The sequence below is a fragment of the uncultured Xanthomarina sp. genome (assembly GCF_963971605.1).
GTDB lineage: Bacteria > Bacteroidota > Bacteroidia > Flavobacteriales > Flavobacteriaceae > Xanthomarina > Xanthomarina gelatinilytica.
In genome coordinates this window covers 35,144-50,647 of sequence record NZ_CAXATZ010000008.1, presented here as the reverse complement: position 1 = coordinate 50,647, position 15,504 = coordinate 35,144, and the positions used below count along the sequence as shown (strand labels likewise).

Annotated in this window: 16 protein-coding genes; 5 read left to right on the top strand and 11 right to left on the bottom strand. The window is 34.7% G+C overall.

Annotated elements, in window-relative coordinates:
* Positions 1-34: 34 nt before the first annotated feature.
* The 4 genes from AACY93_RS04965 to rpmH all read right to left on the bottom strand — a co-directional run bounded on the left by AACY93_RS04965 (position 35) and on the right by rpmH (position 4,545).
* Positions 35-814: a T9SS type A sorting domain-containing protein gene (locus AACY93_RS04965; protein ID WP_286853247.1), complete on the bottom strand. Its 780-nt coding sequence runs from the start codon at positions 812-814 to the stop codon at positions 35-37.
* An 8-nt stretch (positions 815-822) separates the two neighbouring features.
* The gene (locus tag AACY93_RS04960; RefSeq protein WP_286853248.1) at positions 823-1,344 is read right to left on the bottom strand and encodes an ankyrin repeat domain-containing protein; all 522 of its coding nucleotides are present in this window, start codon (positions 1,342-1,344) and stop codon (positions 823-825) included.
* 75 nt (positions 1,345-1,419) lie between these two features.
* Positions 1,420-4,272, bottom strand: coding sequence for a carbamoyl-phosphate synthase large subunit (gene carB / locus AACY93_RS04955; RefSeq protein ID WP_286853249.1), 2,853 nt, complete (start codon positions 4,270-4,272; stop codon positions 1,420-1,422).
* 111 nt (positions 4,273-4,383) lie between these two features.
* Positions 4,384-4,545, bottom strand: a complete 162-nt coding sequence (gene rpmH, locus AACY93_RS04950; RefSeq protein WP_040492009.1) for a 50S ribosomal protein L34 — start codon at positions 4,543-4,545, stop codon at positions 4,384-4,386.
* 143 nt (positions 4,546-4,688) lie between these two features.
* On the opposite strand from rpmH, the gene AACY93_RS04945 reads away from it, so the two are divergent.
* The gene (locus AACY93_RS04945; RefSeq protein WP_286853250.1) at positions 4,689-5,612 is read left to right on the top strand and encodes a DUF6263 family protein; all 924 of its coding nucleotides are present in this window, start codon (positions 4,689-4,691) and stop codon (positions 5,610-5,612) included.
* On the top strand, positions 5,602-6,174 hold the full coding sequence (locus AACY93_RS04940) for a hypothetical protein (protein ID WP_007649871.1): 573 nt from the start codon (positions 5,602-5,604) through the stop codon (positions 6,172-6,174). The genes AACY93_RS04945 and AACY93_RS04940 overlap by 11 nt, the downstream gene beginning before the upstream one ends.
* Before the next feature lie 71 nt (positions 6,175-6,245).
* On the opposite strand, the gene AACY93_RS04935 is transcribed toward AACY93_RS04940, so the two are convergent.
* Positions 6,246-7,175, bottom strand: coding sequence for a lytic transglycosylase domain-containing protein (locus AACY93_RS04935; RefSeq protein ID WP_007649869.1), 930 nt, complete (start codon positions 7,173-7,175; stop codon positions 6,246-6,248).
* Positions 7,176-7,216: 41 nt separating this feature from the next.
* Positions 7,217-7,891, bottom strand: a complete 675-nt coding sequence (locus tag AACY93_RS04930) for a YqiA/YcfP family alpha/beta fold hydrolase (protein WP_007649867.1) — start codon at positions 7,889-7,891, stop codon at positions 7,217-7,219.
* 121 nt (positions 7,892-8,012) lie between these two features.
* On the opposite strand from AACY93_RS04930, the gene AACY93_RS04925 reads away from it, so the two are divergent.
* Positions 8,013-8,309 carry an N-acetyltransferase gene (locus tag AACY93_RS04925; protein WP_007649865.1) on the top strand — a complete coding sequence of 99 codons (297 nt, stop codon included), beginning with the start codon at positions 8,013-8,015 and terminating at the stop codon, positions 8,307-8,309.
* Positions 8,310-8,369: 60 nt separating this feature from the next.
* On the opposite strand, the gene mtaB is transcribed toward AACY93_RS04925, so the two are convergent.
* Together mtaB and AACY93_RS04915 are read right to left on the bottom strand one after the other, a co-directional pair.
* Complete coding sequence (gene mtaB, locus AACY93_RS04920) at positions 8,370-9,695, bottom strand: tRNA (N(6)-L-threonylcarbamoyladenosine(37)-C(2))-methylthiotransferase MtaB (protein WP_286853251.1); 1,326 nt, start codon at positions 9,693-9,695, stop codon at positions 8,370-8,372.
* A 200-nt stretch (positions 9,696-9,895) separates the two neighbouring features.
* Positions 9,896-10,741, bottom strand: coding sequence for a T9SS type A sorting domain-containing protein (locus AACY93_RS04915; RefSeq protein ID WP_286853252.1), 846 nt, complete (start codon positions 10,739-10,741; stop codon positions 9,896-9,898).
* Between the two features lie 49 nt (positions 10,742-10,790).
* On the opposite strand from AACY93_RS04915, the gene AACY93_RS04910 reads away from it, so the two are divergent.
* Complete coding sequence (locus AACY93_RS04910; protein WP_286853253.1) at positions 10,791-12,371, top strand: ABC transporter substrate-binding protein; 1,581 nt, start codon at positions 10,791-10,793, stop codon at positions 12,369-12,371.
* Here the strand turns inward: AACY93_RS04910 and AACY93_RS04905 are convergent.
* The 3 genes from AACY93_RS04905 to AACY93_RS04895 form a co-directional block, all read right to left on the bottom strand.
* Positions 12,368-13,072, bottom strand: coding sequence for a lysoplasmalogenase family protein (locus tag AACY93_RS04905; protein ID WP_286853254.1), 705 nt, complete (start codon positions 13,070-13,072; stop codon positions 12,368-12,370). The genes AACY93_RS04910 and AACY93_RS04905 overlap by 4 nt on opposite strands.
* Positions 13,073-13,191: 119 nt before the next feature.
* Positions 13,192-14,385, bottom strand: coding sequence for a GlmU family protein (locus tag AACY93_RS04900; RefSeq protein ID WP_286853255.1), 1,194 nt, complete (start codon positions 14,383-14,385; stop codon positions 13,192-13,194).
* Between the two features lie 126 nt (positions 14,386-14,511).
* Complete coding sequence (locus AACY93_RS04895) at positions 14,512-14,763, bottom strand: type B 50S ribosomal protein L31 (protein ID WP_007649859.1); 252 nt, start codon at positions 14,761-14,763, stop codon at positions 14,512-14,514.
* A 176-nt stretch (positions 14,764-14,939) separates the two neighbouring features.
* Between AACY93_RS04895 and AACY93_RS04890 the strand changes: the two genes are divergently transcribed.
* Complete coding sequence (locus tag AACY93_RS04890) at positions 14,940-15,470, top strand: DUF4199 domain-containing protein (protein ID WP_007649858.1); 531 nt, start codon at positions 14,940-14,942, stop codon at positions 15,468-15,470.
* Positions 15,471-15,504 lie beyond the last annotated feature (34 nt).

The following is a 15,504-nucleotide window of genomic DNA, read 5'->3' as shown; positions in this document are numbered from 1 at the left end:
GTGATGGTTTGAGAACGATGTTAAAAAACATCTGTTATTGTTTAACAAACCGTTTGGTTACCACTTGGTTCGCTTGGGAAATCCTAACCAAATAAACACCAGAATGCCATTTGGAGACATTAATGGTATTTTGTAACGTGTTTAAGGAATTTGAATAAACTTTTTTTCCAAGTATGTCCAGTACTTCAATTCTGGCATCATTGCTTAAGGTTTTTAAATTGACGTTTAAACGGGATTTACTTGGGTTAGGATAAATAGAAAACTCGGTTTTTACAACCTCTTGGGTGCCTAAGGTAAAAGACTCTCTTGTAGAACCTCTATTGGCTCCATGCCAACCCATAATATATCCTGTACCAGCTTCAAAAGACCATACCAAATCTATAGAGGAAGCTGATGTTGAAAACACATAATCGTTAGGGTTTCCAGTATTTGGAAGTCTTGTTGCGACCACTTGTCTTTGTCCTCCAGAAGTGGTATTGGAAACAATGGTCCAATCTTGTTCTGCATCCATTACTGGTTCACTACCAACACCTATAAAAGATCTATCGGTTAATTTAAAAGTGCCATCATTTAACCAAATAACCACATCCTTTCCTGCTGTCATGCTCATGGCATCAAATCCCAACCCCAAATATTTATTATCTGGACCACTTAAGGTTAAGGTAACAAGAGTGCTGCTAACGTCTATTTGTGCTGTATATAAATTAGTTTGGTCGTTAAACAGTTCAATAACACCTGTAGTATAAGTCTGACTGTATAAAAAGGTACTCATGAAGGTAAAAACACCTATTAAGGCAAAAGTAATGTTTTTCATAGGTAATATTATTTTTTCAAAAGTTCAATGATAGCTTTGTTGTCATCCATTAAGGCATAATCTAAAGCAGTTTTATCACGGCTGTCCCTTAAAGTCCTATCTACATTGGCATCCAATAATAATTCAATAAGGGTTTTATTTTTCAGCAGTACAGCATAATGCAAAGGTGTTGTTTTATTTACATCGGATATATTGGGGTTGGCACCTTTTTCCAACAGAGCTTTTGTAAGTACCACTTGCTCCTTAAAAACTGCTGCCATTAATGGTGTACCATATTTACTGACACCATTAACATTGTTTACATGATTCAACAAATACAGTGCAACCGCTTCATTTCCATGATAACAAGCTAAGGTTAAAGCAGTAAACCCTTTATCGTTTACGGCATTAATGGTGTCTGAATCTATTTTCATTAAAGTCTGTACATCTGCAACAGAACCAGAGCGAGCAATGTTAAAAATATCGTTTTGTGCAAAGTTTAAAAGAGACGTCAATAAACATCCTATAAATAAAATTTGCCTTCGGTTCATGAAATAGATTTGATTTACATAGCTAATGTAATAATTATTAGCAATATTAAAGATATTTTTTACCGAATAAATCCATTACTTACTTAGATACATCTTGCGTCTAGAGTACAAGTTGTAAAATTCATCGTCCTTCAAGCTTTCAATAAACAAGATACTTTCTCCAGTACTTTTCATTTCTGGACCCAGTTTTTTATTGACGTTGTGAAATTTATTGAATGAGAAAACAGGTTGTTTAATTGCATATCCCTTTAATTGAGGATTGAAGTTAAAATCGGTTACCTTTTTCTCTCCCAACATCACTTTGGTAGCATAATTTACATAAGGTTCTCCATATGCTTTGGAGATAAACGGAACCGTTCTGGATGCTCTAGGGTTGGCTTCAATAATGTATACAATATCATCTTTTATGGCAAACTGAATATTAATTAAACCAACCGTGTTTAAAGCCAGGGCAATCTTTTTGGTATGGTCCTTAATTTGTTGCATTACAAACTCACCTAAGTTAAAAGGAGGCAAAGTGGCATTGCTGTCTCCAGAGTGAATACCACAAGGCTCTATGTGTTCCATAATCCCTATAATGTAAACATTTTCACCATCGCAAATGGCATCTGCTTCGGCTTCTATAGCTCCATCAAGATAGTGGTCCAGAAGCAATTTATTGTTTGGAATGCTTCGAAGCAAGTCTACCACGTGTTCTTCCAGTTCTTTTTTATTGATTACAATTTTCATGCCTTGGCCTCCCAAAACATAAGATGGCCTTACCAAAATAGGGAAATCCAATTTATCGGCAACAGCAAGGGCTTCTTCAGCAGTTGTGGCAACATCAAACTTTGGGTAAGGAATGTCATTTTCTTTAAGCAGTTTTGAAAAACTCCCTCTATCTTCTGCCAAATCCAAAGATTGATAGGTAGTACCTATAATTTTAATACCATATCTATCCAACTTTTCTGCCAGTTTTAAAGCTGTTTGTCCACCAAGTTGTACAATAACGCCTTCAGGCTTTTCATGTTTGATGATATCGTAAATGTGCTCCCAAAAAACAGGTTCAAAATACAGTTTGTCTGCTGTGTCAAAATCGGTAGAAACTGTTTCAGGATTACAGTTGATCATAATGGTTTCGTATCCGCATTCGGCAGCTGCCAAAACACCATGAACACAGCAATAATCGAACTCAATGCCTTGTCCAATTCTATTTGGTCCTGAACCAAGAACCACAATTTTTTTCTTATCGGAAACAATACTTTCATTATGTGGATAAAGTGTTCCATCTGCAGTTTCCATTTCATTTTCAAACGTGGAATAATAATATGGTGTTTGGGCTTTAAACTCTGCAGCACAAGTATCAACCAGTTTATAAACACGTTTTATGCCCAATTCTTCTCGTTTTTTATAGACCTGACTTTCCAAACAATTGAGCATGTGAGCAATCTGTCTGTCTCCATACCCTTTTTGTTTGGCTTCAAGTAATAATTCCCGATTGAGGGTTTCAATGGAATAATTGGAAATTTCTTTTTCCAGATGATAGAGTTCTTCGTATTGTTTCAAGAACCACATATCTATTTTGGTGATTTCGTGTATTCTGCTTAAAGGGATTCCCATTTGAATGGCATCGTAAATTACAAACACACGATCCCAACTTGCATAGGTTAATTTACTGATGATCTGGTCGTAATTTTTATAGCCTTTTCCATCTGCTCCCAAACCGTTGCGTTTTATTTCCAGTGATTGGGTGGCTTTGTGCAATGCTTCCTGAAAAGAGCGACCTATACCCATTACTTCTCCAACCGATTTCATTTGAAGTCCTAAAGTTCTATCACTTCCTTCAAATTTATCGAAATTCCAACGAGGAATTTTCACTATCACATAGTCTAAAGTGGGTTCAAACAAAGCTGAAGTAGATTTTGTAATCTGGTTGTCCAACTCGTCCAAATGGTAACCAATGGCCAACTTAGCTGCTACTTTTGCAATAGGATATCCTGTAGCTTTACTGGCAAGAGCTGAAGAACGTGACACACGTGGATTAATTTCTATGGCAATGATATTTTCTTCGTCGTCTGGACTCACGGCAAATTGCACATTACAACCTCCTGCAAAATCACCTATACTGCGCATCATATGGATAGCCATATCTCGCATTTTTTGATACGTTCTATCACTTAAAGTCATGGCTGGAGCCACAGTTATGGAATCTCCAGTGTGAATTCCCATAGGATCCATATTTTCTATGGAACAAATAATCACCACATTGTCGTTAGCATCACGCAACAACTCCAGTTCATATTCTTTCCAACCAATCAAGGCTTTATCGATCATGACTTCGTGGATGGGAGAAATTTCCAGACCACGTGTTAACAATTCATCAAACTCTTCTTCTTTATATACAAACGATGCTCCTGCGCCACCAAGTGTGAACGAAGCCCTAATAACCAATGGAAAACCAAATTCCTGTGCAATTTCCTTACCTTGAAGATAAGATGTGGCTGTTGCTTGAGGTGCCATAGGTATGCCTATTTTTAACATAAGTTCCCTAAACTTTTCTCTATCTTCTGTAATATTGATGGCATCAATATCAACACCAATAATATCTACATTAAAATCTTTCCAAATGCCTTTTTCGTCTGCTTCTATACATAAATTTAAAGCCGTTTGACCTCCCATAGTAGGTAAAACAGCATCTATTTGAGGGTGTTCCTTTAAAATTTGAATAATGGACTTGGTGGTAAGAGGCAACAAATAAACATGATCTGCCATAGATGGATCGGTCATGATGGTTGCAGGATTGGAATTGATTAAAATTGTTTCAACTCCATCTTCTCTTAACGATCTTAATGCTTGGGTTCCAGAATAATCGAATTCACATGCTTGGCCGATGACAATTGGACCAGAACCAATAATTAAAATAGACTTTAGTTTTGAATTTTTAGGCATTTTCTTAGTAATGTATTGTTATAATTGTGTTTGCAAAATTACTGATTTGTAGATATAAAAAAAGGCGTTACCGTAAAGTAACACCTTTTATATATCAACAATTGTTAATCATTATTTTTTATGTCTTGCTTCAGAAGATACAGATAATTTCTTTCTACCTTTTGCTCTTCTACGAGCTAGTACTTTTCTACCATTGGCAGAAGCCATTCTTTCTCTAAAGCCATGTTTGTTCTTTCTCTTTCTCTTTGACGGCTGAAATGTTCTTTTACTCATTACTTATTATCTTTAATATCTTCTTTATTTTATCTAAATAATCTGTTTTAACCTTTATCTAAAACTGAGCGCAAATATACAAACCCTTTTTTATTTGACAAACCTTATTTTAAAAATATTTTTTCAATAAAAATTTAGTTTCTTTGCACTACAAAATCCATGCTCATAAAATGAACCCTTTTGTTGTTAAAATAACTGTTTGTTTACTGGTTATCTCTAATCTTGTTTTTTCGCAAAACACATTGGAATACAAGCTTAATATTGGTGATAACCTGACCATTACACAAATTTCAACACAACAGATTACCCAAGATATGAATGGTTCCAAACATGAAATGTCCAACAATTTAGAATGCGATTTTAATTTAATTGTGACTGCTAAAACAGACAGTTCTTATCTAATAAATTTTAAATTTAAGAGGTTTAAATTAAAAACAACATCCAATATTTATGGAGATTTAATGAATGTGGACACCCATTTGGAAGATAAAAAAGACGATTTAGAGTCTAAAATGTTTTCTGGATTAACAAGTTCTGTCCTAAAAATTGAAATGCTTAAAACAGGTAAAATCCTTAATGTCTCAGGAACTCAGGCCATGATAAAAAAAATGGTTGAAAATGCAGGCATAGAAGACCAGTTTACCAAAGAGCTAACCATAGAGGCCTTAAAAGAAGAGTATGGCAACGAAAGCCTTTCCAGGAGCTTTGAACAGATGACCTACCTTTACCCTAACAAGAAAGTATTGGTTGGCGACCAGTGGACAAACACCTACTCTGGAGCAATAACGGCAAAAAACAATTGGACCTTAAAAGAATTCAACAAAAGCATTGTTCTGGATGCTACGAGCAATATCTCCATGGTTTCAGAAGAGGAATCTCATGTTATGAAACTTAAAGGCTCTCAAGATACCCATGTGATTGCAAATAAACTTTCTGGTTTTCCAGAACTCATAACGGTTACTTCCACAACCAAAGGAACAACAGTTATGAACCAAATGGAAACTGTGGAAATCCCAACAACTATTATTTCAAAAACAACTTATAAAACTAAAAAACATGTACAATAAAGTATTTAAATTAATTATTGCAGCTTTAATAATTGCTTATGCCATATACCAATTTACAGAAGGTTTCATAGGTAATGGTATTATGTACCTTTTACTATCTACAATTTTTATTTTTCTATATTTTAAGAATGAAATTATATTATTGGCTTTTTTAAGATTGCGTAAACAAGATTTTACTGGTGCCAAAAAATGGTTAAACAGGATAAAAAACCCAGAAACGGCTTTGGTAAAAAAGCAGCAAGGTTATTATAATTTCCTTCATGGCATTATGGTGTCTCAAGAAAACATGAACGAAGCCGAAAAATATTTTAAAAAGGCTGTTGCTTTAGGTTTAAGCATGGATCACGATATGGCAATGGCCAAATTAAACTTGGCTGGAATTGCTTTTAGCAAACGTAGAAAAAATGAAGCGCAGTTATTATTGAGTGAAGCACAAAAACTGGATAAAAGGAACATGCTTACTGAGCAAATCAAGATGATGAAAGACAATATGAAAAAAGCGCAAATGCCCAACCAACATTTTGGTGGACACAGACAGCCACGTGCTGGAAAACGAAGATAACAGAGACTAAGGTCCTTAAAAAAAGCTTAATCTTTTTGGGATTAAGCTTTTTTTATGTCCAAACCTAGGTGTTACGATTTTGTTTTATAATATCCCTCTTTAGGGATTTCTATGAAATACTGTTTTCTGGACTTGTTGTTTAGATGTGGTTCCCGTAACCAAGGATTGTGGATTTTTAAAATTTTATAATTTATTCCAAACCCTTTGGCAAAAGACGCAAAATCTGTAACTGCTGTATCAACCTCCACCTTGTAAGTTGGCACTTGAGTATATAAATCCTTCTCTCTAAAGTTAAAACCATACCTATCTGGATGGGACAGGATTTCTTTTAAGGCTACAATTCTAAATAAATACCTACCAGTTTCTTCCCCTAAAAGCAAATCGTAATAATCCGTAACATCTTGCTCTTGCAAACGTTTGGAAACGCCATAATTACCAGCATTGTAGGCAGCAGCTGCCAAAGTCCAAGACCCCAATTGTTCTTTGGATTTTTTTAAATACTCGCAAGCAACTTCAGTAGACTTTTCCAAGTGGTAGCGTTCATCAACATTATCGTTAATTTCCAGGCCATACTCTTTACCAGTGGTTGGCATGATTTGCCAGACACCTCTGGCTCCAGCTGGAGACACCACATTCATCAATCCACTTTCAATAACGGCCAAATATTTAAAATCGTCTGGAACACCATGCTTTTTAAGGATAGGCTCTATAATTGGAAAATATTTATGGGCTCTCTTAAACATCAACAAGCCATTTGATTGCCAATAAGTGTTAACCAACAGTTCCCTATCCATTCGTTCCAAAATATCTGGATCATCCAAAGGGATATCTTCTCCAGCAAAATTTAAATGTTCTGGAATTTGTAGTGCATAAACATTATAGTCGTTAATTAATTTTTTTTCGAAATTTTCGTCTGTAGGTGCATCTTGCAGTGCATACACAAAAATCATCATTAAACTGGTTAACCCTATGAAAGCCAGTGTGTTTTTAACCCATTTCATCTTAAAAAGTTTTTATAAATTTAATAAAATTACAGCAATATTTAAGCCAATTCTTCATCTAAAATTAATTTTGGCAAATTTTTGTTAAACCACTTATATCTATCAATAATCATAATGTGTGTACCTCCTTTTACAGTAATGCATTCGCCTAAACATCTATGAGGAAAAACGGCGTCCTTTTCTCCATGGATATGAATGGCTTCTGGCAACGGTTTTTCCTGATCCCAACAAATAACCTGTTTAATGGCCCAATCCAGGTATTGCTTATTGGTAACAGAAAGGTATTTTCTATATAAAGCAACACGCTTTTTTATGGTGTTGCCAAATGTGTATTTTGCCAAAGCATCTATATTATTAACCAAACTGGTTGGCATTATTTTATAGGCTTTGGTCATCCTGGCAAGTTTCATGCGTTTGGAAAACTCGTGCTTTGTTTTCACACTGGAAACCACAATTAGTTTTTTTAATTTGATGTGTTTGCTCATTTCCTGAACCATAATCCCACCAAAGGAAACTCCCACCAACACCACATTATCATGTTCTATAAGTTCCACCATGCGTTTGGCATATTGCGTAATGGACTCATTTTTAGCAGGTATCAACCATTCCAACATGTGCATCTTAAATTGGTCTTTGGGTAATTTAATGTTTTCAAAAATCAATGGACTGGCAGCCATTCCTGGAACAAAATAAACATGTATGATATCTTGACTCATAAGCTTTTAAGTAGGTAAAAAATGAATTTTTACAATATTTTTTCGTAAATTTGCGTTACAAAACTATTGAAAAATAGCACTGACTCCTATAAATTCCATTTAAATAAAAAACTTTCTTATTATGATTGAAGCATCTGAACTTGTGGACAATGACTTTTTACGTCAGTATGAATTGAAAATTGATGATCATTTAGCAAAAATCGAGTATTCGCTACAAGAACGAAAGATATTTTTAACCAAGCTTATCATCCCAGACGAGATTAATTCTGAAGCGTTTCAAAACGACTTTTTAGTGACTGTTTTCCAAGATATTGAAGAGCGCAACCTAAGTGTGGTTCCCACTAGTCCTGAAATTGCCAAATTTGTGAGAAAAAACAGAAAATACAAACGCATGCTTCCTGTTGGCGTTAGAATATAAATTAAAGATATGTAACATCACAAAAAATCCGAAATTTTTAAGTTTCGGATTTTTTTATTTTTAGCTTACCATTTCTTTTAAAAACTCCAGCCTTACCAGGCCATCGTCATCAATCTTGGTTAAGGAAACCTCATGAATGGTATTCACCAACTCTGGATTCCAAGGTGCTTTTACTTTTACATAATTACCAGTAAAGCCCTGTATATAACCTTCTTTGTTTTCACTTTCAAACAACACTTTTCTTGTAGTGTCCAATTGGCTTTCATAGAAAGCTCGTCGTTTTTTTGCAGATAATCCCCTTAGCATTTTACTTCTTTTGGCCCTAACCCTTTTTGGTACAACACCATCCATATTGGCTGCCAAAGTATTGTCCCTTTCAGAATAAGTAAAAACATGTAAATAAGATATATCCAATTCGTTTAAAAAATTGTAGGTCTCCAAGAACAGTTCGTCTGTTTCCCCGGGAAATCCTACAATTACATCCACACCTATGCACGCATGTGGCATGACCTCTTTAATTTTGGCAACACGATCTATATACAGTTCGCGCATATAACGTCTTCGCATGAGTTTTAATATTTTATTGCTGCCACTTTGCAAAGGGATATGAAAATGAGGGACAAATGTGTTGCTTTTGGAAACAAAATCTATGGTTTCGTTTTTTAATAAGTTAGGCTCGATGGAAGAAATACGCAACCTTTCTATACCTTCAACTTTATCAAGTTCCTTTACCAAATCCAGAAAGGTGTGCTCGTGCTTTTTGTTACCAAACTCCCCTTTTCCGTAATCGCCTATGTTAACTCCTGTTAGCACAATTTCTTTAATGTCTTGTTTAGAAATCTCTTTGGCATTGTTAAGCACATTGTTCAAGGTATCACTTCTGGAAATACCTCTGGCCAACGGAATGGTACAATAGGTACATTTATAGTCGCAACCGTCCTGTACTTTTAAAAAGGCACGCGTCCTGTCTCCTATGGAATAACTTCCAACATAAAAGTCGGCCTCTTCAATTTCGCAGGAATGTACTTCACCAAAATCGTTTTTGGACAAGTCGTTTATATAATCTGTAATCTTAAATTTTTCAGTGGCGCCAAGCACCAAATCCACGCCATCTACGTCTGCCAATTCTTGAGGCTTTAACTGCGCATAACAACCAATGGCAGCCACAAAAGCATCTGGATTCAATTTTTGAGCTTGTTTAACAATGGTTTTAAAACGCTTATCTGCATTTTCGGTAACCGAACAGGTATTTATAACATAAATATCGGCTTTGTCATGAAACTCAACCCTATCAAAACCTTCATCTTTAAAATTTCTGGCAATGGTGGACGTTTCCGAAAAATTAAGCTTACAGCCCAAGGTGTAGAATGCAACTTTTTTTCTCATAATCAAATACACGTTTCCTTAAAAATAGAAACCCTTTGGATTTTTTTTATGACATGACATGCTAATAACATCATGTCTGGATATTAAAAATAATTAAAAATCATCCTCTTGAATAGAAAGAGGGTTGCAAAATTAATGAAAAAGAGCGCTTTAAACAGTTAAAGCGCTCTTTTTTTTAGAAACATGTATTATATATGGGTCTAGTTTTTAATTATTTTTCTGGTTACATCTCCTCTATCTGTTTCAATTTTCATTAAATAAACGCCAGGAGATAAATCAGAAACATCTAATTTTCTTGTGTTTTGAGCTTTTAAAACCACTTGTCCAGTTATTGAATAAACATTCACTTGTTTTACCGTAATGGAATTGTGCAATTGAATGTTTAGCTCATTTTGAACTGGGTTTGGAAATATGGATATGTTATTTAAGCTATACTCTTCTATTCCAAGAATGTTTCCAACCACATTCATAACGTATTGGTTGTCTGGAAAACCAATAGTTGTTGCTGTCGTTGGTACAGTGATACCACAGCCAGTAGCTTTTAAATAACTATCATCATTTTCTCCAGCAGCATTGATTCCTGGAAAAAATGTTTCTCCAGTATTTGTGCCACTGTCTCCTGCCATAACTTCAAAAGCAATGGTGGAACCAGCAGGAATGGTTGCTGCAATTGGCACGGTTACCAAAGATAAATCATCTGCTGAACTTGAAGAATGGGTAGCTGTCGCTACAAGTGTTAATGTTGCAGAGGTTAGGTTGTCTGAAGTTGCAGTATAAAGGTTTACTGTAATAACCTTGCCATCATCAGCAGTTCCTTGCCCATATTGCACAGAACTTACTTGAAAGTCGTCCACAATTGAAAAATCTGCCAAGTTGTAAGCTCTAAAAAAGGAGTTTTCACGATATTCTCCAGTTCCAGAAGACCAACAGGCCACACCTCCATCTGTTACGTTAACCGGATCTACAGATTGTGTTAAAGTTGTTTGGGCATGACCTACCCAAGCAAATAAAACAGTTAATAAAAATAGAATGTAATTTTTTTTCATAATTTTAGAGTTTGAATTTAAAAATAAATATAGCCTTTTAAATTTATAAATGAAATTTATACTCATACTTTTCTTACTTTTTTTTGCCTGTAACAGTAAAGAAAACCTTTCAACTAACGTATTTCGCTACAACGAACATAAAAACATAGGCTCTTTAGATCCTGCTTTTGCCAAAGACAATGCAGATATTTGGGCCGTAAACCAATTGTTTAATGGTTTGGTTCAAATGGATGAGCATTTAAATGTGCAGCCCTGTATTGCCAAACAATGGCAAATCTCCCAGGATGCACTTACTTATACTTTTTCACTTAGAAACGATGTTTTTTTTCATAAGCATGATTTGTTTGGGAAAAACGCTACCAGAACGGTCAAGGCCAGTGATTTTGAATATAGTTTTAATCGATTGTTGGATAAACAAATTGCATCTCCTGGAAGTTGGGTCCTCAATAAAGTGGAATCATTCCATGCCATTAACGATACGTTATTTCAAATTACCCTAAAACAACCTTTTCCTGCTTTTTTAGGATTGTTAACCATGAAATACTGTTCCGTAGTCCCAAAAGAAATTGTATCGCATTACAAAAGTGAATTCCGATCGCATCCTATTGGAACTGGCCCTTTTAAATTTAAGCGTTGGGAAGAAAACATCAAATTGGTGTTCAGAAAAAACAACCATTACTTTGAAACCGATGAAACAGGACAAAAATTACCTTATTTAGAAGCTGTAGCCATTACGTTTTTGCCAGACAAACAAAGTGAGTTTTTACAATTTGCCCAAGGGAATTTAGATTATGTATCTGGTTTGGATGCATCTTATAAAGACGAAATACTAACTGCAAAAGGAGAACTTAGAGAACAATATGCCAACAAGGTGAACATGCTTAGAGGCCCTTATTTAAACACAGAGTATTTAGCTTTTTACATGGACTCCAACGTTCCGGAAATTCAATCTGCACTTTTAAGAAAAGCTGTTAATTTGGGTTTTGACAGAAAAAAAATGATGATATATTTAAGAAATGGGATTGGAATTCCTGCCTATGGAGGCTTCATACCAAAGGGTTTGCCAGGTTTTAACGAGTCCATAGGATTTACATATCAACCGGAAACATCCAAACAACTTATTGAACAATTCAAAGCAGAAACAGGCATTAAAAATCCAGAAATCACCATTACAACAACCAGTAATTATTTAAGCTTTTGTGAATTCATACAAAGGGAATTACAAAAATCCGGTTTAATCGTGCATATAGATGTCATTCCTGCTGCCACTTTAAAAGATGCCAAAGCCAATGGAAAATTAGATTTGTTTCGAGCCAGTTGGGTTGCCGATTATCCAGATGCTGAAAATTACCTATCCCTATATTACAGCAAGAATTTTGCTCCAAATGGGCCAAATTATACCCATTTTAAAAATGAACAATTTGATTTGTGGTATGAACAGGCATTTACTGAAACCAACACATTAAAAAGAGAAAATCTTTATACAAAAATGGATAGTTTGGTTATGAGCAAAACTCCTATAGTGCCCTTATTTTATGATGAAGTAGTTAGGTTTACACGAAAAAACGTAGAAGGCTTGGGAATCAACCCCATAAATTTATTGGATTTAAAATATGTAAAGAAAAATTAAGTTACCTTTTCATTGTCTCCCACTGCATCTTTCTCAAATACAATTCCCATAGTTATAAGATATATGGAACTACCATAAGCCAGCATAATTAAAAAGTCCTGATATGGTATGTTTTGTTTAAAGGTCTTTATGGCCATGATGCTCTCACTAACCAAAAATAACAGAACCCCAAAAAATACATAATAATAACTTCTTGAAGAATATACACCCTTTCTTAAAAAGGCGAATTGAAATATCACCAAGGTAAAAAAGAAACTAAATATGGCTGCTGAAAAAAACACGTTTAAATCTTGATACACAAAACCAACCAAGAGAAAAATATAAGCAAACAGAAGTATTGAAAAAGGAATTAACCTAACAACATTAAAATCTTCTTTATGGATGAATTTAAGACTAAAAAACAACTTTCCGAGCGTAAAAAAAAGCAAACTCGCAGCTAATGAAACCTGATTGAGATGGTTAATGATTAAAATATCACCAATTAAAAAGGAGGTCAACGCCAAAAACACCCATAATTGCCCTCTTTTATTATGGGTTTCTTTGTTATGATAATAATATAACAGCAAAAGAGGAATTAAAAAGGGTTTGGAAAAATACCTATATTCAATAGGTCCATAAAGTTTTACTAGAATATCTATAGCAAGCACCAAAAAATATATGAATGTAAACTGCGTAAGGTTCTTAAATTTAAGGCTAAACATATAAAACTATGAAAATGTAATTGCCGACAAAAGTAATTAAACTCTCGATAAAATGCGTTTTTTTTCTGCAAATTACCAATAATTGGAGCCTATGGATATACCAAACCCCTAAAAACAGTTTAATCAATAACTTTATGGTTGTTCCGTCTAAACTTTTTAGTGTCTTCAAAAACATGCTCCAGAATAGCTGCATCGACCTCTGTGAACTCTATATCCCTTCTGGACATAACCACTTTGGCCACCTCAAAAGCTTTTTTGGTTAAATAGGTTGTGAAACCGGAACTTCCTCCCCATGAAAAACTTGGAACAAAATTTCTTGGAAACCCACTCCCAAAAATATTGGCACTTACACCAACTACGGTTCCAGTATTGAACATGGTATTGATGCCACATTTGCTGTGATCTCCCATCATTAAACCACAAAACTGCAAGCCTGTTTTAGCAAAACTCTCGGTTTGATAATCCCAAAGCCTTACTTCTGCATAATTGTTTTTTAAATTGGAATTATTGGTGTCTGCTCCAAGATTGCACCATTCTCCCAAAACCGAATTTCCCAAAAACCCATCGTGACCTTTGTTGGAATAGCCAAAAATCACCGAATTATTGATCTCTCCTCCTACTTTACTAAAAGGTCCAACCGTTGTAGGACCATAAATCTTAGCAGACATTTTAACCGTCGCTCCTTCGCATAAAGCAAAAGGCCCTCGTATCATGCTGCCTTCCATGATTTCGGCATTCTTACCAATGTAAATTGGGCCATTTTCGGCATTAAGGGAGCACAAAGGCAATTTGGCACCTTCTTCTATAAAAATATCAGATCTGTTAAAAGCGACTGTCATTTCTGGAATGGGTTGAGATTGCCTGCCTTTGGTGAGCAGTTCAAAATCTTCCTGGATGGCTTCGCCATTTTTTGAGAAAATATCCCAAGTATGTTCTATTTTTAAAACATCGTCAACATATTCTATGGCTTCGTACGCATCAAAGTCAATATCGTCTTGCGTATCTTTGGTATAAAAAGCTATAACATCCTCATTATTGAAAATGGCCTGATTGGCTTCTAGGTTTTTAACCATTTCTGCCAAGGTCTGGTTGGGCAAAAAAGACGCATTGATCATGATGTTTTCATCCATTTCCACCATAGGGAATTTGTCTGAAAGATAATCTTCGGTTACCGTTGTAGTTGTAAAATCCAAATATGCCTCCCATTTTTCCCTAATGGTTAAAATACCAATTCTAATATCTGCAACTGGACGAGTAAAGGTAAAAGGCAATAAATTATTGCGCGAAGGACCATCAAAAAGAATATAGTTCATGAGAAGATAAAATTAAGATTATGGAAATAAATCTAGCTGATTCCATTCAAAAGTAACGTAAAAATAGAAAACAAAAAAAGCCTTAGAGATAAATCTTAAGGCTTTTAAAATATATTGAGACTAGGTTTATTTTTTAAACTTAGCGTATTTGTTTTTAAATTTATCGATACGTCCAGCAGTATCCACCAATTTAGATTTTCCTGTGTAGAAAGGATGAGATGTTCTAGAAATTTCCATTTTTACCAATGGGTATTCAACACCATCAACTTCAATGGTTTCGTTGGTTTTCGCAGTAGATTTTGTTAAAAACACATCGTCGTTAGACATATCTTTAAAGGCTACTATTCTATAATTTTCTGGATGTATATCTTTTTTCATCGCTTAAAGCTTTAATTTCTTTCACAAATTTTGAGGTGCAAATTTAAGAATTTTTTGTAAATGAACAATACTTTTAATTTTATTTTTTGAAGATTTATTGTTTTTAGAAAATTAGCTGTAACGTTTTACTATATTTGTTTACTAACTAACTATAAAATAATAAACTTACAACTAATATGGAAACTTCAATTAAATCTAATGGAATTAACTATGGCCTTTATTTAGGAGGCGCTTTATCCTTACTAACTGTTATTGCTTATGCTGTAAACCTAGACTTATTTACAAAATGGTGGTATGGTATTGGATTAATGATTTTGGTTATAGTTTTTGGAATTATTTCTTCCATGAGCTCAAAAAAATTATTGGGTGGTTTTATTAATTTTAAAGGTGCCTTTTCATCCTATTTTATAACTGTAGCCATTGGAATTGTTATTAGCGCTTTGGTTAGTTATATTGTTTTTAACGTTATTGACCCTGAAGCGGCTACGCTCTTACAGGAAAAAATATTGGATTCTCAAGTAGAAATGATGCGTGGTTTTAACGCTCCTGAAGATGCCATTGCCCAAGTTGTAGAACAAATGGAGAAAGAAGACAATATGTTTGCTTTATCTAAAGTACTGCAGTCTATAGCTTTCCAACTTATTGGGTTTAGCGTGGTTGGTCTTATTGTAGCCTTGGTAGTGAAGAAAGATAACCCAGAAGCTTAATTAAATTCATTATTTTTGAGCTTTCAATCTCGAC

Bases quoted from the DNA above. Each gene is read 5' to 3' on its own strand.
- AACY93_RS04965 (WP_286853247.1), bottom strand. From the start codon at position 814: ATGAAAAACATTACTTTTGCCTTAATAGGTGTTTTTACCTTCATGAGT.
- AACY93_RS04960 (WP_286853248.1), bottom strand. From the start codon at position 1,344: ATGAACCGAAGGCAAATTTTATTTATAGGATGTTTATTGACGTCTCTT.
- carB (WP_286853249.1), bottom strand. From the start codon at position 4,272: ATGCCTAAAAATTCAAAACTAAAGTCTATTTTAATTATTGGTTCTGGT.
- rpmH (WP_040492009.1), bottom strand. From the start codon at position 4,545: ATGAGTAAAAGAACATTTCAGCCGTCAAAGAGAAAGAGAAAGAACAAA.
- AACY93_RS04940 (WP_007649871.1), top strand. From the start codon at position 5,602: ATGTACAATAAAGTATTTAAATTAATTATTGCAGCTTTAATAATTGCT.
- AACY93_RS04935 (WP_007649869.1), bottom strand. From the start codon at position 7,175: ATGAAATGGGTTAAAAACACACTGGCTTTCATAGGGTTAACCAGTTTA.
- AACY93_RS04930 (WP_007649867.1), bottom strand. From the start codon at position 7,891: ATGAGTCAAGATATCATACATGTTTATTTTGTTCCAGGAATGGCTGCC.
- AACY93_RS04925 (WP_007649865.1), top strand. From the start codon at position 8,013: ATGATTGAAGCATCTGAACTTGTGGACAATGACTTTTTACGTCAGTAT.
- mtaB (WP_286853251.1), bottom strand. From the start codon at position 9,695: ATGAGAAAAAAAGTTGCATTCTACACCTTGGGCTGTAAGCTTAATTTT.
- AACY93_RS04915 (WP_286853252.1), bottom strand. From the start codon at position 10,741: ATGAAAAAAAATTACATTCTATTTTTATTAACTGTTTTATTTGCTTGG.
- AACY93_RS04910 (WP_286853253.1), top strand. From the start codon at position 10,791: ATGAAATTTATACTCATACTTTTCTTACTTTTTTTTGCCTGTAACAGT.
- AACY93_RS04905 (WP_286853254.1), bottom strand. From the start codon at position 13,072: ATGTTTAGCCTTAAATTTAAGAACCTTACGCAGTTTACATTCATATAT.
- AACY93_RS04900 (WP_286853255.1), bottom strand. From the start codon at position 14,385: ATGAACTATATTCTTTTTGATGGTCCTTCGCGCAATAATTTATTGCCT.
- AACY93_RS04895 (WP_007649859.1), bottom strand. From the start codon at position 14,763: ATGAAAAAAGATATACATCCAGAAAATTATAGAATAGTAGCCTTTAAA.
- AACY93_RS04890 (WP_007649858.1), top strand. From the start codon at position 14,940: ATGGAAACTTCAATTAAATCTAATGGAATTAACTATGGCCTTTATTTA.